The organism is Streptomyces sp. BBFR2, assembly GCF_044497305.1.
Taxonomy (GTDB): Bacteria; Actinomycetota; Actinomycetes; order Streptomycetales; family Streptomycetaceae; genus Streptomyces.
Window position 1 is genome coordinate 2,802,501 of the sequence record NZ_CP172415.1, and the last position, 21,786, is coordinate 2,824,286.

Genomic DNA, 21,786 nt, shown 5'->3' on the forward strand with positions numbered 1-21,786 from the left:
GCCGGTGGCGGCGCGGGTGAAGGATCTTCAGGAGCCCACGGCGAAGATGGGTAAGTCGCATGCGCGGACGGCGGGGATCGTCCATCTGCTGGACGAGGCGGAGGCGGTGCGCAAGAAGGTGGCGCGGGCGGTGACGGACGCGTACCCGGATGTGGTGTACGACCCGGTCGAGCGGCCGGGGGTGGCGAATCTGCTGGAGGTACTGGCGGCCTGTACGGGTGGCGAGCCTGGGGCGTTGGCCGGGGCGTACGGCTCGTACGGGGCGTTGAAGAAGGATGTGGCGGAGGCGGTGGTGGAGCTGTTGCGGCCGGTGCGGGAGCGGCATGCGGAGCTGGCCGCGGATCCGGGATATGTCGACGGTGTGCTGCGGGCCGGGGCGGAGCGGGCCCGGGCGCTGGCGCGGCCGCGGGTCGATGCGGCGTGCCGGGCTGTGGGGTTGCTGCCGCCGGGGTGAGGGCGGGGCGTGCCGTAGGGGTGAGCTCTGTGAGGGGTGCCCTGCGGGGGGCTTTCCCCTTACGGGTCGGCAGGTCGGTAGAGCCCGTAGGGGAAGGGGCGCTGCGTCGTGGCGGCGCCGAGGGGGCCGGCCCGCAAGTGGGCGGCCTCGGCCGCGCACCGGCCTCGCCCCTGGTGCGGTTCCCGGACTCGGCCTCGGCCCCGTGGGAGAAGGGTGGCCCGGGGGCGGCCCCGTAGGGGAAGAGCCCGGGGGGGGGAGCGGCCCCTACGGGGCGGATCCGTCCCGTAGGGGCCGCTCGTGGGCAGGGGGTCAGCCGTTGCCGGAGGCGAGTTCGCGGCTGCGGTCGCGGGCGGCTTCGAGGGCAGCGAGGAGGGCGGCGCGGACGCCGTGGTTCTCCAGTTCGCGGATGGCGTTGATGGTGGTGCCCGCGGGGGAGGTGACGTTCTCGCGGAGTTTGACGGGGTGCTCGCCGCTGTCGCGGAGCATGACGGCGGCGCCGATCGCGGCCTGGACGATGAGGTCGTGGGCCTTGTCGCGGGGCAGTCCGAGGAGGATGCCGGCGTCGGTCATGGCCTCGACGAGGAAGTAGAAGTAGGCCGGTCCGGAGCCGGAGAGGGCGGTCGCGGCGTCCTGCTGGGACTCCGGGACGCGCAGGGTCTTGCCGACGCCCGCGAAGATCTCCTCGGCGCGGCGGAGGTGGTCGCCGGTGGCGTGGGTGCCCGCGGAGATGACGGACATGGCTTCGTCGACGAGGGCGGGGGTGTTGGTCATGACGCGGACGACGGGGGTGCCGGTGGCCAGCCGTTCCTCGAAGAAGGCGGTGGGGACGCCCGCGGCGCCGCTGATGACGAGGCGGTCGGCGGGGACGTGCGGTGCCAGTTCGGTCAGGAGGGTGCCCATGTCCTGCGGTTTGACGGTGAGGATCAGGGTGTCGGCGGCGGCTGCGGCCTCGGCGTTGGTGACCGCTTCGACGCCGTAGCGCTCGCGGAGCTGGGCGGCGCGCTCGGGGCGGCGGGCGGTGACCAGCAGGTCGGCGGGGGCCCAGCCGCCGCGGATCATGCCGCTGAGCAGGGCTTCGCCAATTTTTCCGGTGCCGAGTACGGCGACCTTCTGAGCCATGTTGCGCTTCACCTCGCCGGTGGTGGTGTCAGGGTGCGGTGCCGGTTTCCCCGCCGGTTCTCCGGTCGGGGCCCACGGCCGGCCGGTGGCCGGGCGGGCGGCGGCACGTCCCTGGGGGTGCCTGGTTGCGCGGTCATCCTCGCACCCGGGGACAGTGGGTGGCGGGGGTGTTCCGGGGTGCGGACGGCGGGCCCCTCTCCCCCGGCCCTACGGGCTCCGGGTGACGCCTCCGGTTCGTGGGCCTCGGTCCGTTCCGGGCCCTGCGGCTCTCCGCCGCGTTCCACTCTCTTCGGCATGCGGCGTTCCACCCTTATTCCGCCCCGTTCCACCCATTCCACCCGTCTCGCGGGTCCGGTTCGTTGCTGGTCGCCGGTTGTGTCCTGCCCCGTGCCGGAAAAGTCCGTAGGGTCGGCGTTTCGTGATCATGCAGGGGCCGGGCGGGGTGACCGGTGCGGTTCCCGGCCCGGTGTTCCGGGTCCGAGCCGATGTCTGGAGAGCTGTGAAGCGCCGGTCCGTCCGTTTCCGTCGTGGGGCCGCCGCCTCGTCCGCCGCGCTCGTCGCCGTACTGCTGGTGTCGTCCTGTACGCGGGGCTCCGAGGTCAAGGGGGCGGTGGGTGCGGGCGGGGTCGGGGATCCGCTGTTCCCGACGCTCGGCAACGGGGGGTACGACGTACGTCATTACGGGCTGGAGCTGGCGTACGACGTGGCGGAGCGGCAGCTCGATGCGACGGCGCGGATCACCGCGAAGGCGACGCGGGACCTCCGTGCGTTCCGGCTGGACCTCCAGGGGCTGCGGGTCACCTCCGTAAGGGTCGACGGTGCCCCGGCCGGGTTCTCCCGTAAGGGACACAAGCTGACGGTGCGTCCGGCGGAGGGGCTGCGGAAGGGGAGCACGTTCCGGACGACCGTGGCGTACGACGGGGTGCCGCAGGAGATGACCGACGCGGACGGGTCGGCGGAGGGGTGGGTGAAGACGGCGGACGGGGCGTTCGTGTCGGGGGAGCCCGCCGGGGCGATGACGTGGTTCCCCGGGAACAACCATCCGCGGGACAAGGCGGCGTACGACTTCCGGATCACCGTGCCGCGCGGGTACACCGCGGTCGCCAACGGGGAACTGCGGTCGAGCGTCACCTCCGGCGGGCGGACGACGTTCGTGTGGCACTCCGGGGAGCCGATGGCGACGTACCTGGCGACGGCGACGATCGGGCGGTTCGACGTCCATCAGTCGCGGACTGCGGACGGGTTGCCGCTGTACGTCGCGGTGGATCCGAAGGAGGCGGCGGGCAGCCGGGAGGCGCTCGACCGGCTGCCGGAGGTGCTGGCCTGGTCGCGGAAGCTGTTCGGGCCGTATCCGTTCGCGTCGGCGGGGGCGGTCGTCGACCACACGCCGGAGCGGATCGACTGGGTGGCGCTGGAGACGCAGACGAAGCCGGTGTACGCGGGTGCCCCCGATACGTCGACGGTGGTGCACGAGACGGCGCACCAGTGGTTCGGGGATTCGGTGACGCCGCTGACCTGGGAGGACGTCTGGCTGAACGAGGGTTTCGCGCAGTACGCGGAGTGGCTGTGGGAGGCGCACGAGGGCGGGCGCACGCCCCAGGAGCAGTTCGACGCGCTGTACGCGCTGGAGGAGGGCGACGAGGACGAGGTGGACGGCATCTCGTACGAGGAGCTGTGGGAGTTTCCGCCGGGGGACCAGGGGTCGGCGGAGAACGTGACGGGGGCGCCGGTCTACGATCGGGCCGCGATGGTGCTCCAGCAGCTCCGGAACGCAGTCGGTGACAAGGTGTTCTTCCGGATTCTGAAGGAGTGGCCGGCGGCGCACCGGCACGGGAACGCGGATTCCGAGGAGTTCATCGACTTCTGTCAGGAACGCACGGACGAGGATCTGACGGATCTCTTCGACGACTGGCTGTACGGGGAGGGGCGGCCGGACTGGGAGTACTGAGCGGCCGGTCCTGGGGTGCGTGCCCCGGGTGAGGAGGGTGCGCGCCCTCGGGTGCGGGAGGGCCTGGCTTCCCCTGCGGTTTGCCCGTGCGGGCCCCCTCAAGGCCGCCCAGCCGCTACTTCCGCTTCCCCTTGGGGGATTTCGCGTTCTGGTCGTTCTTCGCGCGTTTCGCCGCCGGGTTGCCGGTACGGGCCGTGCGGCGGCGTTCGTGGCGGGAGCGGGCGGCGGCGTACTCGGCGCGGTGCAGTTTCTCGCCGGGAGCCTCGATCAGACTGCGGCAGAAGTAGGCGAACAGGGAGCCGAGGAAGCCGATCAGGAGCAGGCTCTGCGCGGAGCGGTCGGCGGCGCTCGCCGAGGACGGGTCGGGGCGGCGGACGAACCCGTCCCAGGTGCGGCGGAACGCGAGCGCGCTGCAGACCGCGAACCCGGCGATGACCAGCACGGTCACCAGCGGTCCGACCTCACCGATCGCGAGGCCCTGGAACGCGAACCGCAGGATGAGCGCGCCGACCACGGTGAGCAGCAGCGATCCGGCGGCGACGGCAACGCGGCGCAGGGCGTAGCCGTGGTCGTGGTGGAGCCAGCAGGTGCCGAAGAAGCGGATCGGCTCCGGCTCGGGCCCGCCGTCCGCCGGGCCGGTACCGGTGCCGGTGCCGCGTTCCGGACCGCCGGGGGTCGTCCGCTCGTCGCTCATACTCCGATTATCGCCGCCCCGGGCGCCGCGGGCCCCGGGCCACCGGGCGGTCCTGCCGGGCACCGCCTGGAACGGGTGGGAACGGGCTGCCCGGCGCCTGGAACGGGTCGGGTATCCCGCTGGAACGGCCCGGCGACCGGTACAGGACGACGGCCGCGCACTCCGCCGAACACCGCGGCGCACGGGGCCGGACTCACTGCCTGGAACGGCCGGCTCACCACCGGGAAACCGGTGGGCCCACCGCCTGGAACGGCCGATGCCCGAACACGTCGCCGTACGAGCCCCGACGGCACAGCCGCCGCCCCTACCGGTCCGGGCTCACGTCCCGGCCGGGCCGCGCGTCCGGCGACGGCCCGCGGCTCATCCAGGCGGCCTGGAAAACGGCCCCCTCCCGCACGGCGTCGGCCGTTCGCCTCAGGACGCGCACCGCGGCGCCACGAACCCGCTGCTCCCCGTCCGGACGTAGCTGTCGGAGACGTAGCCGCCGCCTCCGATCGCATCCCAGATGTCGGAGACGCCGGTCGGACCGGAGACGCGCTGGCCGTGGCGCTGGCAGCGGATCTGGACGTACGAGCCGGCCGGGAGTCGCCGGATGACGGCGGTGGCGGTGCTGGGGCCCTGGCGGACGTTGACGCGGTAGCCGGGGACCAGCGGGTAGGTCGCGGCGGAGGCGGCGCGGGCTTCGAAGGTGCCGTCCGCCGTGCCGTCCGCCGGGGTCTCGCCGGGTGCGGACGGGTCCTGGGTGTCGCTCATGGTTGCTCCCCCGTGGAGTGCGCCGTCGGGCGCGCGGTGGTGCGCCGCCCGGTGCGGGCGGGCGCCTGTGCACCGGCACGCTAGCAAGCCCCGTCCGTCCCGTACGCACCATCGACTAGGCTCCGCGCGTACCCCTGCGCCCTTCTGAGCGCGGGGTTCGGCACGGCGAAGGACACGGGGGTGGACGATGTCGCCGCTGCGGGAAACCGGCGCGGAGCCGGAAGCGGAACGTCCGGGATATGCGGGGCAGTACCGGCTGGAGAGGCGGCTGGGCGCGGGCGGTATGGGCGAGGTGCATCTGGCCCGTTCGTCGTCGGGGCTGCCGCTGGCGGTCAAGGTCATCCATGCGGAGTTCGCGCAGGATCCGGAGTTCCGGGGGCGGTTCCGGCAGGAGGTGGCGGCGGCCCGGCGGGTCAGCGGGGCGTTCACGGCGCCGGTCGTGGACGCGGACCCGGATGCCGCCCGGCCGTGGATGGCGACGCTGCACATCTCCGGGCCGACCCTCGCCGAGCAGGTGAAGCGGAACGGGCCGCTGCCCGCCTGTGAGCTGCGGGCGCTGGCCTGCGGCCTCGCCGAGGCGCTGCGCGACATCCACCGTGCCGGGGTGGTGCACCGCGATCTGAAGCCCAGCAACGTCCTGTTGGCTGCGGACGGGCCGAAGGTCATCGACTTCGGGATCTCGCGGCCGTCCGACAGCGAGATGCGCACCGAGACCGGAAAACTCATCGGGACGCCGCCGTTCATGGCGCCCGAGCAGTTCCAGCGCCCGCGTGAGGTGGGGCCGCAGGCGGATGTGTTCGCACTGGGGTCGGTGCTGGTGCACGCGGCGACGGGCCGGGGGCCGTTCGACTCGGACAGCCCGTACATCGTCGCGTACCAGGTGGTGCACGACGACGCCGATCTGGACGGTGTGCCGGAGGAGTTGACGCCGCTGATCGCCGCCTGTCTGGCGAAGGATCCGGCGGACCGGCCGACGCCGCGCGCCCTGATGGACCGGTTGCGGACGGAGTTGCCGACCGAGGTCCACCTCGACCTGTGGGAGCGGCTGGCGGAGGGCGGCCCGTCCGATACGCCGGTGGGGTTCGCGGCCCGGCCCCGCGTTCCGGGGCAGGCGGGCCCGCCGGATCATTCGCTCGTTCCAGGGAAGCCGGGGGCGCCGGGGCAGGCGTTCGTTCCGGGGTGGCCGGCCGCGGATGCGCCGTCGACGGAGGTGACGCACGTACGGGACGCGCTCCGGGAGGTGACGGACGGGGAGCCCGGCGCGGAGCCGGGGGCGGCGTTCCAGGGTGGGACGGGGGCCGGGGCCGATCCGGGGGCCGCGTTCCAGGGTGGTGCGGAGTCCGACGTCCGGACCGGGGCCGCGTTCCAGGGTGGAACGGAATCCGGCGCCCGGCCCGGGGCCGGGCGCCAGGCCGAGGGGCGGCCCGAAGACCCGTCCCGCTCCTCGAACGATGCCCCCGGGAAGGCCCGCCGCCCCCGGCGTCGTCTGTTCGTCTGGGCCGCCGCCGCTCTTGCCGTGGCTCTGACCGGCGGTTTCGTCATCGCGCAGGCCACGTCCGGGGGTGGGGCGCCGCGTCGTCCCGCGCCGTCGCCGAGCGGCGCGTTCCACCCCTGGCGCACCACGTTGCTGCCGCGTCCCGCCGGGCACGAGGCCGAGATGCCCGCCTGTTCGGCGGGGAGCGGCGGCGCCGTTTTCTGTGCGCAGCGCGGTGTGACCGCCGCCCGGCTCGATCCGGTGACGGGTGAGGTGGTGTGGCGCCGCGCCGCGCCGCCTTCCGGGAAGACGGACACCGCGCCGCCCGCACCGCGGCTCTCCGGCGGTCTGCTCTACGTCACCTCCGCCGACGGCACCCGGCTGAGCGCCCTCGACCCGTCCGCCGAGGGCCGGGGCCGTACCCGCTGGTCCACCGCCCTCACGGCGTACCAGGGCGGCGCGTCCCTCACCGGGAACACGGTCCTGCTGACCGCCGCCGACGGCACGGTCACCGCCCTCGACAGCGCCACCCACCGCCCCCGTTGGCACCGCGCCTTCCCCGGGCACGCGCTGCCGTCGTTCCGGACGTACGGGACCGACGTCCGCACCGCGTACGCCGCCGAGACCGGCGCGGACGGCACCGCCACGCAGGTCACCGCGATCGATCCGGCGTCCGGTGACGTCCGCTGGCAGGCTCGGCTGCCCGGGATGCTGACGGTCGCCGGGGCGGGCGCCTCCGGGACGCTCTATCTCACCGCCGGCGAGCCGCAGTTCGCCTCCCGGACGACCGCCGTCGTCCGCTACGACCCGCGGACCCGGCACAGCCGCCGCCTGCCGCTCGCCGCCCCGCTGGACGGCGTTCTCGCGACGGTGCGTGGTGAGACGGCGTACCTGCTGGCCGAGGGCGGCGCGCTCCAGGCCGTCGGCGAGCGGAAGTGGGACGTGGAGACCTCCGTCGCGCGCGGTTCCACGCCCGTGGTCACGGCCGACGACCGCTTGTACTTCTCCTCCGCCGACGGCCGTCTCCTCGCCCTCGATGCCCGGAACGGCGATCTGACGGGCCAGACCCCGCCCCGTCTGAAGGCCACCCGCCACAACGGTTTCCTGGAGACCGTGCCCGCGCCCGCCCCGTCCCTGGGACGGATCTACGGGACGTCCCCGGACGGCACGATCTTCGGCATGTTGACGAAGGACCCGGCCGCCTGGTGAGCCGGGCCCTTCGGTGACGTCGAACGCCTTCCGGCGCACCGCTGTTGGCCGCCGGGACGAACACGGGCCGGGCCGGGAACGCCTTCGCGGCGAGGGCGCGGTCCGGCCCTAGCGCTCCTGGAATGGGGCGCGTTCGACCTGACCGAGGCGGGAGAGGCCGCCCCCGGTCCCTCTCCTCGGCGCGCATTACGACGGCGCGTGATGCGGAAGGAGTCGCCAGGAGGCGCTCGGGCGACGCAGCGGGGATCGTCCGAGAAGGCTGTCCGCGGAGGACCGGAAAATAGGCAATGTACGAGTAAAGGCGACTGCTATTGTCGCCAGTTCGTCTCTTTCCGATCGATACGAGGACTTCGCATGCCTGTGCCCGCTCCGCCCGGAGAGCAGCAGCCCGACGGCAGACCCGATGAGACGCCCGACGGCGCCGCACGCGATCCCTGGGCGGCGCCGCCGCCCGGGACGGAACCGGTCGAACGGGCGCCGTACCCGGCGGCGGCACCCTGGGGCGCGCCGCAGCCGCGCAACGGCATGGGCGTCAGCGCGCTGGTGCTCGGCATCACCGGTCTCGTACTCAGCCTGTTCATCGTGCTGTTCTGGCTGGCGTGGCTGCCCGCGCTGCTGGCCCTGATATTCGGCGGCATCGGCGCCTCGCAGGCGCGCAAGGGCGTGGCGACGAACCGTGGCATGACGCTGACCGGCGTGTTCCTGGGGATCGCCGGACTGCTGATCGCGGCGGTCAGCCTGATCTTCACGGTGGTGATCGTGGACAGGGCGGTCGACCGCGTCCGGTCCGAGGCCGAGGAGATCAAGGCCACCGACGAGGCGTCCAAGAAGGCCGAGGCGGCGGCGGAGAAGGCCCGTCACCTGACGTTCGGGGAGACGTACACGTTCGCCAACGGCCTGAAGGTGACGGTCGGCGAGCCGGGGCCGTTCACCCCGGACGAGTTCGCCAACGGGCACGCCGAGGGCAACAAGGCCATCGAGGTCACCGTCACCGTGGTCAACACCGGTGCCGAGCGGGTCCGGGTCAGCACCGGGCTCCCCGATGTCAGCGACGCGGACGGCGCGACGGCGGAGCTGGTGATCGACGGCAGCGGACGCCAGAAGGTCATCGACGGCTACGTCCTGCCGGGCCGCAAGGCCGTCGGCAAGTACGCGTTCTCGCTGCCCCCGGAGGCCGCCGGGAAGGCCGAGGTCGCGTTCAGCCCGGACGCGATGAAGATGGACGACGCGTACTGGAGCGGGAAGGTGGGCGGCTGACGCCCCGTAGGGGTGAACCCGGAGAAGGCCCGTAGGGGTCGTCTGCCATGAAGGCCGAGGGGGCCGATTCCCCTAGGGACAAGGCCGTAGGGGACTTCACCGCGGGGCCGGTCACCCAAGTCCTTTGAGCGCAGAGCCCGTACGGGACGTCCCGTACGGGCCCTGTTCCGTCAGTCCTCGTTGCCCGGGAGGACGCGGGTGCGGACGCGGCCCCCGCCGGGCGGGGCGTCCTTGCGGCGCTCGGCCAAGGCGGACTCCGCGAGGTGCCGCGTGGCGACACGGGCGAGCGTCTGGAGGGCCGCCTGCGCCTCCAGGTGGTCGAGACCGTCGACGTCTCCGGTGACCAGGGGGCTGTCGCCCGTCAGTCGGGTCCACCCGGTCTCGTCGCGCCCCACCCGGAGCGTGAGGGTCTCGCCCGTCGGCAGGGTGAGCGTGACGCTCGCCCCGTCGGCCACCGCGTGCCGGCCGGTGTGGAGGAGGGCCTGGCGGCGGTGGTCGGAGTCGGCCGCGAGGTCGGCGGGTCCGGCGACGGCGGCCAGGGCCCGGTGACTGTGGTGCGTGAGCGCCTCACCCTGAACCGCCAGGCCGGGCAGCGTCTCCCGGGGCGTCCAGCCCGGCCCCTGATCCGTCGGCGGCTGCAGCACGTCGGCGACGGTTTCCAGCGCGCCGGCCGCGGCGAGGGCCGCGCGTGCGAGGGGGTCGCGGGGGTCGTGCACGTAGGCGGGCCGGGCGACGGCGTCGGCGATCCGGGCGGCGGTCCGCACCGCGTCGCCGTGCAGGGGGACCCCGCCGGCCGCCCGGGGGCCCGGCGCCTCCTCCTCGCGGGAGCCGCGGTCGATGTTCCGGGCGGCCAGGTCCGCGTAGATGGTGTCGCGGGTGACCCGGGCGAGGCGGGCCAGCTCGGCGACGTTCCGGGTGCCGGTGCGCCAGGCGGCGGCGACGGCGTCGGCGCGGTCCTCGCTGAGCCGTTCCCGGCGCGCGGCCCAGGCGATGAGGTCGGACAGGGCGGCGAGGCGTGCCGCTTCTGCTTCTCGGGATTCGGGCATGCCCGAACCTTATGTCGACTCACTCGACATGTCGAGTGAGTCGACACTTTTCGGGGCGGTGTACCCCGAGGAAGAGCCCGCGCGTCCCTTCCGGGATGCCCCCGGGGGCGGGCAAGGGCGACGACGGGGCGCTCGGCGCGGACCCGCACACCCCTTACGGGACGGCTCCGGGCGGTCTGTCCCCTCGGGCGCCGGTCTCCCCATACTGGGCGGCGACGACAGGAGAGACCATGGCATCCGCTGTCCCGAGCCCCTACTCCAGCGCCGTCCACTGGCCCGTAGGGGAGACCACCCTGACGGCCCTCAGCGACGGGTTCTTCACCGCCGATCTGGCGACCGTCCTCCCCCGCTTCGACACCGGGGAGGCGGTACGTCTCCAGAAGGCGGCGCACCGGCCGGAGTGCGCCGCCCTCACCCACACCATGTACCTGCTCCGGGGGCCGGGCCACGGCCCCGCACTGATCGACGCGGGCATGGGGAACGACTCGGTCCCCACCCTGGGACGGTTGCCCCACGCGCTGGCCGGGGCCGGTGTGCGCCCCGAGGAGATCGAGACCGTCCTCCTCACCCACCTCCATCTCGACCACAGCGCCGGGCTCGTCACCCCCGACGGCGCCCCGTACTTCCCGCGCGCCGAGGTCGTCCTGCACGCCGACGAGCTGGCGCACTGGCTGCCGGACGGGGCCGGCGCGCCGGTGCCGGAGCCGGACGAGGGGCTGCCGCCGTGGGCGCCGGAGATCATCCGCGCCGGCGCGGCGCGCGCCCTGGCGCCGTACCGGGAGCGGATCCGCACGTTCACCGGTGAGCACCCCGTCCTGCCGGGCGTCACGGCGTTCCCGTTGCCCGGCCACACCCCGGGCCACTGCGGCTACCGGCTCACCGGCGGCGGCCGGACCGTCCTGCTCGTCGGCGACCTGCTGCACCTGCCGGCCGTACAGGCACCGCGCCCCGACGCGACCGTCGTCTTCGACTCGGACGCCGCGGCCGCGGCCCGCACCCGGGAGGCGGTCCTGCGCGGGGCGGCGGCGGACGGCGCCCTCCTCGCGGGCGCGCACACCGAGTACCCGGCCCTGAGCCGGGTCGAACGGCACGGCACGGGGTACCGGCTCGTACCGGAACTGTGGATCAGCGCGATGGTGGAGGCGGCGGGACCGTAGGGGACATCGGGGCCCTACGGGGAGGCCGGGGCTCCGAGAGGTGCCGGATTCCCGTAAGGGGGGCAGGCCCGTAGGGGACGTCAGGCCCGTACGTGATCGCCCGTCCCTTACGGGACTCCGGGCCGTAAGGGACAGGCGACTCCCCTACGGGATGCCGAGCCCGTAAGGGCCGGAGCCTCCCCTAAGGGACACGGGCGGTCCCGTACGGGACCGCCCCGGCCCCACCGCACACCGCCCCGTCCTCACCGCTCCGGCAGGTGGATGACCGGGAAGCTGCCCGTGGCCGTCGGGGCGTTCTCCGGGAGCCAGAGGATGGCGACGGCGCCGGTCGAGCCGTCGCCCACTTCGTCGGCGTTGCGGAAGGTGAGGCGGGCGCCGAGGACCCGGGCCTGACCTGCGGCGATGGTCAGGCCGAGGCCGTGGCCACGGCCCGCGCGGTCGCTACTGCCGGTACGGAAACGGCTCGGGCCCTCCTTCAGCAGCGCCTCCGGGAAGCCCTTGCCGTGATCGCGGACGCGCAGGATGCGGCCCTCGACGGTGACCTCGATGGGCGGTTTGCCGTGCCGGACGGCGTTGGCGATGAGGTTGCCGAGGATGCGTTCCAGGCGGCGCGGGTCGGTGGTGACCTCCGCGTCCCGGACGATCTCGACCCGTACGTCCGAGTTGAGGGCCCGCACCCGGCGGCCGACGAACTCGCCGAGCGCCACGTCCTGGAGTTCGGCGCGTTCCGCGTAGCCGTCCAGGCGGGCCACCTCCAGCACGTCCTCGACCAGGGTGCGCAGCACCTGCGCCCGGTCGCGGACCAGCTCCGAGGGCCGGCCCGGAGGCAGCAGTTCGGCGGCGGTGAGCAGACCGGTGACGGGGGTGCGCAGTTCGTGGGCGATGTCGGCGGTGACCCGGCGCTCCGCCTCGATGCGCTGCTGGAGCGCGTCGTTCATCGCGTCGACCGCCCAGGCCAGATCGTCCGTCTCGTCCCGGATGCGCCCGCCGACCGCGTCCCGGATCCGGACCGAGGTGTCGCCGTCGGCGAGCTTCCCGGCGGCCGCCGCGGCCTTCCGCAGCCGCTGCGAGAGCCGCCCGCCGACCAGGACGCCCAGCGCGCAGCCGCCGACGACGACCGCTGTCGAGCCGATGACCAGCGCCTGGTCGAGATCGTCGAGGACCTTGAAGCGGTCGTAGAAGCGGTTGTGCATGGACAGCACCCGGCCGCCGCTGAGCGGGGAGGCGGCCCACACCTCGGGGGCGGCCTCGCCGTTGTCCTGGAGGTAGGTGGCGCGGGTGTTGGTGAGGACTTCCTTGCGCAGCTCCGCGGGGATCGCCGGGTCGTCGATCTTGGCGCTGAACAGCAACTGGCCGGTCGACTCGTAGATCCGCTGGGTGGAGTTCAGCCGCTCGATCTGGACGTCACGGCTGTTGTCGAGCATCGAGGCGCGGGCCGCGTTGTGCACCACGAGGCTCAGCGCCAGCGCCACCAGGGCGCCGACCAGCGCGATGGCGGCGCTGAGCTTCCACCTCAGCCCCGTCCGCAGGGGGAGCCTGAACACCTGGCGCGTCAGCCTCTCAGCTTGTAGCCGAAGCCGCGGACCGTCTCGATGCGGTCCTGTCCGATCTTGCCGCGCAGCCGCTGCACATGGACGTCGACGACGCGGGTGTCACCGCCCCAGCCGTAGTCCCACACCCGTTCCAGCAGGCGGTCGCGGGTCAGGACGGTGCCGGGGGCGTCGGAGAACTCCAGCAGCAGGCGCATCTCGGTCGGCGTCAGCGCGACCGGCTCGCCGCCCTTGCGGACCTCCATGCCCTCGGTGTCGACCTCCAGGTCCCCGAAGCGGAGTATCGCCTCCGCGGGCTCGGCGTCCGCACCGGACGGCTGGGCCCCGCTGCGCGCGTCCGGCCCGCTGGCATGGCCGAAACGGCGCAGCACCGCGCGGATACGGGCGACGAGGACGGCACCGTCGAACGGCTTGGTGACGTAGTCGTCGGCGCCGGCTTCCAGCCCGAGGACGACGTCGATGGAGTCGGCACGCGCCGACAGCATGATCACGGGAACGGTGGACTCGTCCCGGATACGGCGGCAGAGGCTGACGCCGTCCAGGCCCGGCACCATCACGTCGAGCAGCGCGATGTCGGGCCGGTCGGCGCGGAACGCCTCCAGGCCCGCGAGACCGTCGGGCATCGCGGTGACCACGAAACCGTCGCGTTCCAGGGCGAGTTGGGTGGCCTCGCGGATGACATCGTCGTCCTCGACGAAGAGCACATGGGTGTCGGCCATGCCGTTGTCTCAACCCTCCGATGTGTCGTCGTCATCGGGCCCGGGGCCGTCGACGGTGGTCTTGCTGTAGTCCGTGTGGTAGCGGTCCAGTTCCGCGAAGCGGTTGCGGGACCAGTGGTAGGTGGTCACGTCCTCACCGGACGGGCAGCACACCTTGTCCCCGGTGCCGTAGGTCTGCTTGGAGACCTCCAGGTCCCCCTTGTTGACCCCGGCGGAGACGGACGGCTGCTCATCGCTGAACACGTTGTCATACCCGCTGCCGCCCGCCTCGCTCTTACGGTAGACGTACGCACCGATCCCGATGGAATCCGCGCAGGTCATGACGTTGACGATGACGTCGGGAGCCTTGTTGCCGGTGAGCGAGGCGTACGTCACCTCGACCGGGTACGCGTCCGCGACGCACGGCTTGGCGAGGGTGCGCCGCACCTCGTCGCTGACCTTCGGGTCGCCCTTGAGCAGCGCCACCGCGTCGATCTTCTTCAGGGACGCGGACGTGGTGGGCGACGGGTCGGTGGTGGGGGCGTGGCCGGGTGCGGGGGCGGTGGTGGCCGTGCCCTCGCTGCGGACGCCCTCGCTGCCGGGGTTGCAGCCCGCGAGCAGCAGACCGAGCGCGGCCACTCCCGCCGTGGCCGCGCCGCCTGTGGTCAACCCGCCCACGGTCAACCTGTTCCTGGACAATCCGCTCCCGCTCACCGCGCTGTTCGCACAGCCGCCGTTCCTGATGCCGTACCGGTCAGGCCGCGCACCGCTCCCGCTCCGTCTCGCCGCGCTCCAGCATGCGCGCGTCGATGTCACGGTCGGCCAGCTCCTGACGGAGGCGGGCCAGGGCCCGGTGCAGCGTGCTCTTGACGGTACCCGTCGACATGCCGAGCGCGGCAGCCGTCTCCTCGGTGCTCATCTGCTCCCAGTGTCGCAGCACCACGACGCTGCGCTGCTTGGGCGCGAGCACCCCGAGGATGTCCATCAGGAGGGCGCGGTCGGCGCGCTGCTCGGTGCCGTCGTCGACGCTCGCGTCGGGCAGTTGCTCGGTCGGCACCTCCTCCAGCTTCCGCGCCCGCCACCACTCGGTACGGGTGTTGATCATGACGCGGCGGAGGTAGGCGTCGGCCAGCGACTTGTCGGCGATGCCGTCCCAGCGGCCGTACGTGCGCACCAGCGCCGTCTGCAGGAGGTCCTGGGCGTCCACGGGGTCCGGCACCAGCCGCCGGGCGCTGCGCAGCAGCGCATCCTGCCGCGTCCGTACGTACTCCTCGAAGTCCAGTACCTTGCCGCCGCTGGTCGCCATCCCGACGCCTCCGCTCCGCTTTTGCGAGTCCCCACGTTGACCGTGCCGGTGGTCATCTCCAGCACGAGGAGGACGCTACGGAGGGGGTGTTGCGGCGCAATGTGCGTCGGCACCACAGGCAGTGCACGGAAATCCGTCGGTTGTGTAACAGCGCCCCAGGGGTCCTACCAGGGACGGACGGCCCGTCCGAAATGCGTCATCCTCCGGACGGACGGGGCCGCCGAAGGGTTGAGGGGGCGGCGCCGGGGGTGATGGGGCGTTCCGGGCGGCGGGGCGTTCCGGGGTGGTGCGCCCGGCCGTTCCGGGAGGGCGCGCGGGACGTCCCAGGGCCGAGCCGGGCGTTCCGGGGCGGCGTACGGGGCGTTCCGGGGCGGCGTCCGCGGGAGAGCCGGGGCGGGACGTTCCGGGACGGCGGAGGTGTCCCGGACGCGGCGGAGGGACGCGCCCCGGGGACGCGTCCCTCCGTACGTGGCCGGATCGGACGGCCGGGCCGGGTGGCCGGGTCAGGTGCGCGGCAGGCGGTAACGGCCGCCGGGCAGCGGTTCCACCAGACCGTCGGAGACCAGGCCGTCGAGCGCGCGGGCCCGCTGCACCGGCTCGTCCCACACCGCGTCCAGTGCCGCCTGCGGCACCGGCGACAACGCCTCACGCAGGACGGCGAGGAGCTTGCCGCGGACCTGACGGTCGGTGCCCGCGTACGACTGCGTACGGCGGGCCGGGCCCTCGTGGGGCGGGGAACCGGCCAGCTTCCAGGCGCACCGGGCGGCGATCGGGCAGCGCCCGCACTCCGGGCCGCGCGCCGTGCACACCAGCGCGCCCAGCTCCATCGTGGCGGCCGCCCACTTCGCGGCGATCCGCTCGTCGTCCGGGAGCAGCGCCCGGGCGAGCTTCCGCTCGGCGGCGGTGGTGGCGTTCGGCGGGAACTGGCGGCCGGTGACGGCGCGGGCGAAGACCCGCCGCACGTTCGTGTCCAGCACCGCGTGCCGCTGCCCGTACGCGAAGGAGGCGACGGCGGCGGCGGTGTACTCGCCGACACCGGGCAGCGCCAGGAGCTGGCCGTGCTCGCGCGGGACGTCCCCGCCGTGGCGTTCCTGTATGGCCAGCGCGGCGGCGTGCAGGCGCAGTGCGCGGCGCGGGTAGCCGAGCCGGCCCCAGGCGCGGACCGCCTCGCCGGGGGCTTCGGCGGCCAGGTCGGCGGGGCGCGGCCAGCGGGCCAGCCACTGTTCGTAGACCGGCAGCACCCGGCTGACCGGCGTCTGCTGGAGCATGAACTCGCTGACCATCACGCCCCAGGCGCCTGCTTCGGGGCGGCGCCAGGGCAGGTCGCGGGCGTGTGCGTCGAACCAGTCGGTGACGGGGCCGTGGAGCTGGGACCCGTCGGACCCCTCCGCGGCCGGTACGGCGGCAGAGGGCAGGGAGGCGGCGGAGGGCGGGACCGTGGGGGTGGTGGCGGGGATGGAAGTCATGGCCCACCGATCCTGGCACGGGCGCACCCGCCCATGAAACGCGCCGGGCCCGCACCACCCCGCGCCCACCCGCACGCGGGAGGCTCGGTACGTACGGGTGGCGGCTTACCGGGGGTAGGGGTGACACGCCACCGGGACCCGCGCGGGGCATTTGCCAGAGGCTTTCGCCACTCCTCGGGTGCGACTGCTCCGGGGGCGGCCTCGGGGTGGCGAGCCGGGGCGGCCTCGCGGGCAGCCCCCCCCATGCCCGGCGTACGGACCAGGCCGGTCGACGGATGCGGTTCTCCGGAGCCGATCCGCGAGCCCCGGTAAGGCCCGATGCCCGCTCCGGGGGCCGAGGGGTGCCCCCGCCTGCACGGGGCCCGTCCCGGGCGGCAGAGTGGAGGGACGGGCGGCCGGCGAGGCGCCGCCGTCCCGTGCGGCACCAGGAACGGAGACAGCGACGATGACCACGTACGAGGCGGACGGGCCCAGGGACGCGGTGCCTGAGGGCCCCGGGGGCGGGACTCCTGGCGACCCCGAGGGCGGGTCGGCCGGCCCCCGGGACGACCGGCCCGGCATCCCCGGGGACGACCGCTCCGGCGCGCCCGGGGACGGCAGGCCCGATGTTCCAGGCTCCCGGCCCGGTGGTGAGGGTCCCGGCCCGGCCGATGGGTGCTGTCCGGCCGCGATCCGGCAGGCGCTGGCCGCCCATACGACGCTGACGCTCGCGTACGCGGACGACGACGGGCCGCAGGCGTGCGCGGTGCTCTACGCGCCGGGCGGGGACGCCGCCGCGCCCCTGCTGTACTTCGTCACCGCGCGTTCCACCCGGCACGGGCGGGCGCTGGCCCGGCCCGGTGCCCGGGTGGCGTTCACGGCGCAGCGCGACGGCCAGGAGTGGAGCGGGCTCACCGGGCTCCAGGGACGCGGCCGCTGCCGGGAGCTGACCGGCGCCGCGCGGGCGGCGGGCTGGAACGCGTACACCGGCCGGTTCCCCTTCGTCGCCGGGGACGAGCGGCTGCGCGCGGCCCTGGAACGGACCGCCCTGTGGGAGCTGCGCCCCGACTGGCTGCGGCTGATCGACAACGGCCGGGGTTTCGGCCACAAAGAGGAGTGGCGGCCCCAGGGCCCGTAGCCCCGCGCCGCCACCCGGTGGTCGCCGACCGGTCAGCCGGCCGCGTGCGAGCCCCGCCGCGCCTCGACCAGCGGCTTCAGCGGCCCCGTACGCAACTTCAGCATCAGCGCGGTCATCGGACCGGTCAGCGCCGTCACGCAGATCGCGGCGATCACGGCGCCGAAGAGCAGCCCGGCGGCGACGTCGTGCGGGTAGTGCACGCCGACGAAGACCCGGGAGAAGCCGGTCAGCAGCGCCACCGGCACCGCGAGCCAGGCCGCCGCGCGCCAGGCGAGGAAGATCCCGACGGCCAGCGAGGCGGCGATCACCGAGTGGTTGCTGGGGAAGGACCAGTCCCCCTCGGGCGGGCAGGTGGCGATCGACGCGGCGGCGTGCGCCACCGCCCGGCACGGCCGCTCCTCGTGGACGAAGCTCTTGAGGATCTCGCTCAGGAGGTAGGCGACGGCCGTGCCCACCGGCACCAGCACGGCCAGGGCGACCGCGCGCGGTTCGTGGCGCCGCGCCCGCCACCAGCCGAGGACGGCCATCGCCATCAGGAGCAGGATCCCGCCTTCGGTACCGGCGTCGGCGAAGGAATGGACCCACCCAGGGGTGCCGTGCGCGAAGTCGGTGACATCGCGATAGAGGTCGGTGCTGTTCATGAGGGACGACGGTACGTAATGCCGGGCCCTTAGCGCACCTGGCCCACGTCCCCCGGACCGTCCGGCCAACGCAGGGCACCCCTCCGGTGACCGTTCGGAAACACCGGGCCGGTGGGATACGGGATGGCCGGGCCGGTGGCGGGACGGCGGAACGGCAGCACGAGAGGCGGCCGCAGAACGCGCCCGGAACGGCACCGCCCGAACGAACCGAAGGCAGGGCGAAGGGGCGCCCCCTGGGAACGTCCCCCCTCCTCGCGGGATGTTCCTGGAACGGTTCCGGAGCGGCCCTGGAACGCCTCCCGCCCCCTCTCCCGTCCTGCCTCCGGGCCGATCATGGGAAAAGTTGCCGTTCTGTGCGGCGGGTACTGGCCGGTGCCGGTGGTGATCTCTCGTAGAGTTTCCGCGTGGGATCTCTGCGCAATCCGATCGGGCCGCTCCCCTCCTCCATCTACTGGCGGCGGAGAGCCGTTGCGCTGGGCATCATCGCGCTGCTCGCCCTCCTCGCGGTGTGGATCCTCAACTGGGGCGGCGGCAGCGGCTCCACCGGCTCCCAGGACAAGAGCGCCGCGGGGCACGGCCCGGCCGACGCCATCACTCCGGGGCCGTCCTCCACGGGCCCCGCGATCAGTCAGAAGCCGGGCGGCCGCGACGAGTCGGGCGACGGCGGCGCGGGGGGATCCGGCGGCGCGGACGGTGCCGGCTCCGGTGGTCCGGGCGGCGGAAGCGCGGGCTCGGGCGGCGCGGGATCCGGGGGCTCCGGTGAGGGGCCGATCGGCACGGGTACCGGCGGCGCGCCCGTCGCGGCCGGTTCGGCCCTGCCGAACTGCACCGGTTCCAGCACGGAGTTGGCGCTGCGCAGCGTCAAGGACACGTACCACCCCGGCACGAAGCCCGAGTTCGAACTGTCCGTCAAGAACACCGGCGGCGCGGACTGCAAGGTCGATCTCGGCGCGAAGGCCGCGGTGCTGACCATCACCGACACCACCGCGGACGACCCGGTGTGGGCCTCCGACGACTGCCCGAAGGGCTCCGCCACCGCCTTCCTGAAGATCCCCGCGCACTCCACCGTCACCCGCACCGTCACCTGGGACCGCCGGGCCGCCGGCCCGCAGTGCGCCACCCCGAGCACCGCCTCCGTCCCCGCCGGCAAGTACCGCGTCGAGGCCGCCGTCCCGGGCCTGACCGCGGTCCACACGGACTTCACGCTCGCCAAGGACTGACCCGGAACGATCCCGGGCTGTCCCGGAACGGCCCCGGGCTGTCCCGCCCGGGGCCGGACCCATTCCGCGTTCCAGGCGGCGTACCCCGCGTTCCCTACGCCCTGACCCCGTTCCGGCCCGCGCCGTCCGCGTTCCAGGCGGCGCCCCCGTTCCGGTCTCGCCGTCGCCCGCCGTACGTCCCGCGCCCCACCGAGGACGACGGCGGCACCCACCCGCGGCGTTCGTTTCAAGGCGCCCCCTGCCGAGCAGCGGGGCGGGGGTACGGCGCGAGGGAGCGCAGGGGTACCCCGCAAGCGTCGCGCCTTGCGGACCGCCGTCTTCGGACGCACGGACTCCGGTTGTTCCGCCCGTGGCGGATCTGCTCGCAGCACGCGTCCCTGGCGGGCCCGGGACGGCGCGGGACACAGTCGCCGTATGAAGCTGCTCATGCTGGGTGGAACGGAGTTCGTCGGCCGCGCGGTCGCCGAGGAGGCCCTGGCCCGGGGCTGGCAGGTGACGGTCTTCCACCGCGGTCGCCACGCACCGCCTCCAGGGGCGGAGGTGCGCACCGGCGACCGGAACGCCCCGGGCGGGCCGGACGCGCTGAAAGACGGGGCCTGGGACGCCGTCGTCGACACCTGGAGCGGCGCGCCCGCCGCCGCCCGGGACACCGCACGGCTGCTGTCCGGCAGGGTCGGGCGCTACCTCTACGTCTCCTCGCGGTCGGTGCACCCGTTCCCGTGCGCCGCCGGGCTCGACGAGAGCGGCCCGGTGGTCGACGCCTCGCCCGACGACACCTCCGCCGACGACTACGCGCGGGCCAAACGGGGCGCCGAACTGGCCGTCCAGGAGGTGTTCGGCGAGCGGGCGGTGCTGGCCCGTGCCGGGCTGATCCTCGGGCCGTACGAGAACATCGGGCGGCTGCCGTGGTGGCTGGGCCGCATCGCCCGGGGCGGGCCGGTTCTCGCGCCCGGCCCGCGCGAACTGCCGCTGCAGTACATCGACGTCCGCGACCTGGCCCGCTGGTCGCTGGACGCGCTGCGCGACGGGGTGCCCGGCGGCGCGTACAACCTCGTCAGCCCGACCGGCCACGCCACGATGGGTGAACTCCTCGACGCCTGTGTGCGGGTGACGGGTGCGGACGCCGAACTGCGCTGGGCCGCGCCGGAGGCGGTGACGGCCGCCGGGATCGCGCCGTGGACGGAACTGCCGGTGTGGCTGCCACCGGGTGAGCAGCACGACACGCTGCACCGCGGCGAGGTGACGAAAGCGCTGGCCACCGGGTTGCGGTGCCGTCCGGTGGCGGAGACCGTCGCCGATACGTGGACGTGGCTGCGGTCGGTCGGCGGCACCGCGCCGCTGCGCCGGGGCCGGCCCGCGGTGGGGCTGTCCCCGGAGAAGGAGGCGGCGTTCCTGGCGGGGTGACGCCCGCCCGTCATGCGTGCGCGCGGGCCCGGCGGCCGACCGGCCCCGGGCCCGGCACCGTCAGACGTACCGTTCGAGGATCGACGACTCGGCGAGGCGGGACAGGCCCTCGCGGACGGAGCGGGCGCGGGCCTCACCGACGCCGTCCACCGCCTGGAGGTCGTCGACGCTGGCGGCCAGCAGCTTCTGCAGGCCGCCGAAGTGGTCGACGAGACGCTCGATGACCGCGCCGGGCAGCCGCGGCACCTTCGCCAGCAGCCGGAAACCGCGCGGCGACACGGCGGAGTCCAGCGTCTCGGGCGAACCGCTGTAGCCCAACGCGCGGGCGACGGTCGGCAGTTCCAGCAGCTCGGTGTGGGTGAGCGCGTCCAGCTCCGCGAGCGCCTCGGGGACGGTACGGGAACGCTTGGCGGTCGGCTCGGGGACGTAGTCGCGGGCGACCAGCTCACGCTCCGGCTCGACACCGGCGATCAACTCGTCGAGCTGGAGCGTCAGGAGGCGGCCGTCGGTGCCCAGTTCGACGACGTACTCGGCGATCTCGGTGGCGATCCGGCGGACCATCTCCAGGCGCTGCGCGACGGCGGAGACGTCGCGGACCGTGACCAGGTCCTCGATCTCCAGGGCGGAGAGGGTGCCGGCGACCTCGTCGAGGCGGAGCTTGTACCGCTCCAGCGTCGCGAGCGCCTGGTTGGCGCGGGAGAGGATCGCCGCCGACTCCTCCAGGACGCGCCGCTCCCCGTCGACGTACAGGGCGATCAGCCGCATCGACTGGCTCACCGAGACGACCGGGAAACCCGCCTGGATGGAGACGCGCTGCGCGGTGCGGTGGCGGGTGCCGGTCTCCTCGGTGGGGATGGAGGCGTCCGGCACCAGTTGCACCCCGGCGCGGAGGATCTTGCTGATGTCCTTGTCGAGCACGAGAGCACCGTCCAGCTTGCACAGCTCGCGCAGGCGGGTCGCGGTGAACTCGACGTCCAGCACGAAGCCGCCGGTACACATCGACTCGACGGTCTTGTCGAAGCCGAGGACGATCAGTCCGCCGGTGTTGCCGCGCAGGATGCGTTCGAGTCCGTCGCGCAGGGCCGTACCGGGGGCGACCGCGCTCAGCGAGGCGCGCATCAGGGCGTCGGTGCCGGAACCCCCGCCGGACCTGCCGGGAGACGATGCCCGGTCGTTGGCTGCCACTGCACTCCTCCGTCGCAAGGTCTGTCGGTCCGCAGCCGCCCGGCCCCTGCCGTGGTGTCCTGCGGCGTACCAGGGAGCGTACGTGTCC

At 74.1% G+C, this 21,786-nt stretch carries 19 protein-coding genes (1 of these 19 cut by a window edge); 8 read left to right on the forward strand and 11 right to left on the reverse strand.

The annotated features are described in order from the left end of the window. Positions 1-454, forward strand: partial view of a tryptophan--tRNA ligase gene (gene trpS / locus ACGH2B_RS10750; RefSeq protein WP_399087413.1) — the 3' end only. The gene continues 542 nt to the left of window position 1, outside the view; the window shows 454 of its 996 coding nt (coding positions 543-996); its start codon lies beyond the left edge, outside the window; the stop codon is at positions 452-454. Between the two features lie 309 nt (positions 455-763). Here the strand turns inward: trpS and proC are convergent, their stop codons facing one another. Then, positions 764-1,573 carry a pyrroline-5-carboxylate reductase gene (gene proC / locus ACGH2B_RS10755; RefSeq protein WP_399087415.1) on the reverse strand — a complete coding sequence of 270 codons (810 nt, stop codon included), beginning with the start codon at positions 1,571-1,573 and terminating at the stop codon, positions 764-766. A 499-nt stretch (positions 1,574-2,072) separates the two neighbouring features. Here proC and ACGH2B_RS10760 point away from each other — a divergent pair, with 499 nt between their 5' ends. Further along, positions 2,073-3,521 (forward strand): M1 family metallopeptidase, encoded by a 1,449-nt coding sequence (locus ACGH2B_RS10760; protein ID WP_399087417.1) that lies wholly within the window; start codon positions 2,073-2,075, stop codon positions 3,519-3,521. Between the two features lie 115 nt (positions 3,522-3,636). On the opposite strand, the gene ACGH2B_RS10765 is transcribed toward ACGH2B_RS10760, so the two are convergent. Continuing rightward, complete coding sequence (locus tag ACGH2B_RS10765; RefSeq protein WP_399087419.1) at positions 3,637-4,215, reverse strand: hypothetical protein; 579 nt, start codon at positions 4,213-4,215, stop codon at positions 3,637-3,639. A 414-nt stretch (positions 4,216-4,629) separates the two neighbouring features. Next, positions 4,630-4,968, reverse strand: a complete 339-nt coding sequence (locus tag ACGH2B_RS10770; protein ID WP_399087421.1) for a peptidase — start codon at positions 4,966-4,968, stop codon at positions 4,630-4,632. A 187-nt stretch (positions 4,969-5,155) separates the two neighbouring features. Here ACGH2B_RS10770 and ACGH2B_RS10775 point away from each other — a divergent pair, with 187 nt between their 5' ends. Beyond that, the gene (locus tag ACGH2B_RS10775; RefSeq protein ID WP_399087423.1) at positions 5,156-7,651 is read left to right on the forward strand and encodes a PQQ-binding-like beta-propeller repeat protein; all 2,496 of its coding nucleotides are present in this window, start codon (positions 5,156-5,158) and stop codon (positions 7,649-7,651) included. 354 nt (positions 7,652-8,005) lie between these two features. Beyond that, complete coding sequence (locus ACGH2B_RS10780) at positions 8,006-8,908, forward strand: DUF4190 domain-containing protein (RefSeq protein WP_399087425.1); 903 nt, start codon at positions 8,006-8,008, stop codon at positions 8,906-8,908. Positions 8,909-9,078: 170 nt separating this feature from the next. On the opposite strand, the gene ACGH2B_RS10785 is transcribed toward ACGH2B_RS10780, so the two are convergent. Then, positions 9,079-9,954, reverse strand: a complete 876-nt coding sequence (locus ACGH2B_RS10785; protein WP_399087427.1) for a hypothetical protein — start codon at positions 9,952-9,954, stop codon at positions 9,079-9,081. A gap of 230 nt (positions 9,955-10,184) precedes the next feature. Between ACGH2B_RS10785 and ACGH2B_RS10790 the strand changes: the two genes are divergently transcribed. Beyond that, positions 10,185-11,111: an MBL fold metallo-hydrolase gene (locus tag ACGH2B_RS10790; RefSeq protein WP_399087429.1), complete on the forward strand. Its 927-nt coding sequence runs from the start codon at positions 10,185-10,187 to the stop codon at positions 11,109-11,111. Between the two features lie 242 nt (positions 11,112-11,353). Here the strand turns inward: ACGH2B_RS10790 and cseC are convergent, their stop codons facing one another. The 5 genes from cseC to ACGH2B_RS10815 form a co-directional block, all read right to left on the reverse strand. After that, positions 11,354-12,655, reverse strand: a complete 1,302-nt coding sequence (gene cseC, locus ACGH2B_RS10795) for a two-component system sensor histidine kinase CseC (protein ID WP_399087431.1) — start codon at positions 12,653-12,655, stop codon at positions 11,354-11,356. 8 nt (positions 12,656-12,663) lie between these two features. Next, on the reverse strand, positions 12,664-13,380 hold the full coding sequence (gene cseB, locus ACGH2B_RS10800) for a two-component system response regulator CseB (RefSeq protein WP_399087433.1): 717 nt from the start codon (positions 13,378-13,380) through the stop codon (positions 12,664-12,666). A gap of 9 nt (positions 13,381-13,389) precedes the next feature. Further along, a complete protein-coding gene (locus ACGH2B_RS10805) occupies positions 13,390-14,037 on the reverse strand; it encodes a hypothetical protein (RefSeq protein WP_399087435.1) in 648 nt (215 codons plus the stop codon). 76 nt (positions 14,038-14,113) lie between these two features. Beyond that, positions 14,114-14,665 (reverse strand): SigE family RNA polymerase sigma factor, encoded by a 552-nt coding sequence (locus ACGH2B_RS10810; RefSeq protein WP_399087437.1) that lies wholly within the window; start codon positions 14,663-14,665, stop codon positions 14,114-14,116. A 503-nt stretch (positions 14,666-15,168) separates the two neighbouring features. Next, the gene (locus ACGH2B_RS10815; RefSeq protein WP_399087439.1) at positions 15,169-16,131 is read right to left on the reverse strand and encodes an A/G-specific adenine glycosylase; all 963 of its coding nucleotides are present in this window, start codon (positions 16,129-16,131) and stop codon (positions 15,169-15,171) included. 445 nt (positions 16,132-16,576) lie between these two features. Here ACGH2B_RS10815 and ACGH2B_RS10820 point away from each other — a divergent pair, with 445 nt between their 5' ends. Further along, a complete protein-coding gene (locus ACGH2B_RS10820; RefSeq protein WP_399087440.1) occupies positions 16,577-17,248 on the forward strand; it encodes a pyridoxamine 5'-phosphate oxidase family protein in 672 nt (223 codons plus the stop codon). A 32-nt stretch (positions 17,249-17,280) separates the two neighbouring features. Here ACGH2B_RS10820 and ACGH2B_RS10825 read toward each other — a convergent pair whose 3' ends face one another. Beyond that, positions 17,281-17,889: a phosphatase PAP2 family protein gene (locus ACGH2B_RS10825; protein ID WP_399087443.1), complete on the reverse strand. Its 609-nt coding sequence runs from the start codon at positions 17,887-17,889 to the stop codon at positions 17,281-17,283. 404 nt (positions 17,890-18,293) lie between these two features. Between ACGH2B_RS10825 and ACGH2B_RS10830 the strand changes: the two genes are divergently transcribed. Together ACGH2B_RS10830 and ACGH2B_RS10835 are read left to right on the forward strand one after the other, a co-directional pair. Beyond that, the gene (locus ACGH2B_RS10830; protein WP_399087444.1) at positions 18,294-19,109 is read left to right on the forward strand and encodes a hypothetical protein; all 816 of its coding nucleotides are present in this window, start codon (positions 18,294-18,296) and stop codon (positions 19,107-19,109) included. A gap of 414 nt (positions 19,110-19,523) precedes the next feature. Then, complete coding sequence (locus ACGH2B_RS10835; protein ID WP_399087446.1) at positions 19,524-20,513, forward strand: NAD-dependent epimerase/dehydratase family protein; 990 nt, start codon at positions 19,524-19,526, stop codon at positions 20,511-20,513. 60 nt (positions 20,514-20,573) lie between these two features. Here ACGH2B_RS10835 and disA read toward each other — a convergent pair whose 3' ends face one another. Beyond that, complete coding sequence (disA, locus tag ACGH2B_RS10840) at positions 20,574-21,698, reverse strand: DNA integrity scanning diadenylate cyclase DisA (RefSeq protein WP_399087448.1); 1,125 nt, start codon at positions 21,696-21,698, stop codon at positions 20,574-20,576. Between the last annotated feature and the right edge of the window lie 88 nt (positions 21,699-21,786).

Excerpts from the sequence above, each read along its gene's own strand:
- proC (WP_399087415.1), bottom strand. The coding sequence starts at position 1,573 with ATGGCTCAGAAGGTCGCCGTACTCGGCACCGGAAAAATTGGCGAAGCC.
- ACGH2B_RS10765 (WP_399087419.1), bottom strand. The coding sequence starts at position 4,215 with ATGAGCGACGAGCGGACGACCCCCGGCGGTCCGGAACGCGGCACCGGC.
- ACGH2B_RS10770 (WP_399087421.1), bottom strand. The coding sequence starts at position 4,968 with ATGAGCGACACCCAGGACCCGTCCGCACCCGGCGAGACCCCGGCGGAC.
- ACGH2B_RS10775 (WP_399087423.1), top strand. The coding sequence starts at position 5,156 with ATGTCGCCGCTGCGGGAAACCGGCGCGGAGCCGGAAGCGGAACGTCCG.
- ACGH2B_RS10780 (WP_399087425.1), top strand. The coding sequence starts at position 8,006 with ATGCCTGTGCCCGCTCCGCCCGGAGAGCAGCAGCCCGACGGCAGACCC.
- ACGH2B_RS10785 (WP_399087427.1), bottom strand. The coding sequence starts at position 9,954 with ATGCCCGAATCCCGAGAAGCAGAAGCGGCACGCCTCGCCGCCCTGTCC.
- ACGH2B_RS10790 (WP_399087429.1), top strand. The coding sequence starts at position 10,185 with ATGGCATCCGCTGTCCCGAGCCCCTACTCCAGCGCCGTCCACTGGCCC.
- cseB (WP_399087433.1), bottom strand. The coding sequence starts at position 13,380 with ATGGCCGACACCCATGTGCTCTTCGTCGAGGACGACGATGTCATCCGC.
- ACGH2B_RS10810 (WP_399087437.1), bottom strand. The coding sequence starts at position 14,665 with ATGGCGACCAGCGGCGGCAAGGTACTGGACTTCGAGGAGTACGTACGG.
- ACGH2B_RS10815 (WP_399087439.1), bottom strand. The coding sequence starts at position 16,131 with ATGACTTCCATCCCCGCCACCACCCCCACGGTCCCGCCCTCCGCCGCC.
- ACGH2B_RS10820 (WP_399087440.1), top strand. The coding sequence starts at position 16,577 with ATGACCACGTACGAGGCGGACGGGCCCAGGGACGCGGTGCCTGAGGGC.
- ACGH2B_RS10825 (WP_399087443.1), bottom strand. The coding sequence starts at position 17,889 with ATGAACAGCACCGACCTCTATCGCGATGTCACCGACTTCGCGCACGGC.
- ACGH2B_RS10835 (WP_399087446.1), top strand. The coding sequence starts at position 19,524 with ATGAAGCTGCTCATGCTGGGTGGAACGGAGTTCGTCGGCCGCGCGGTC.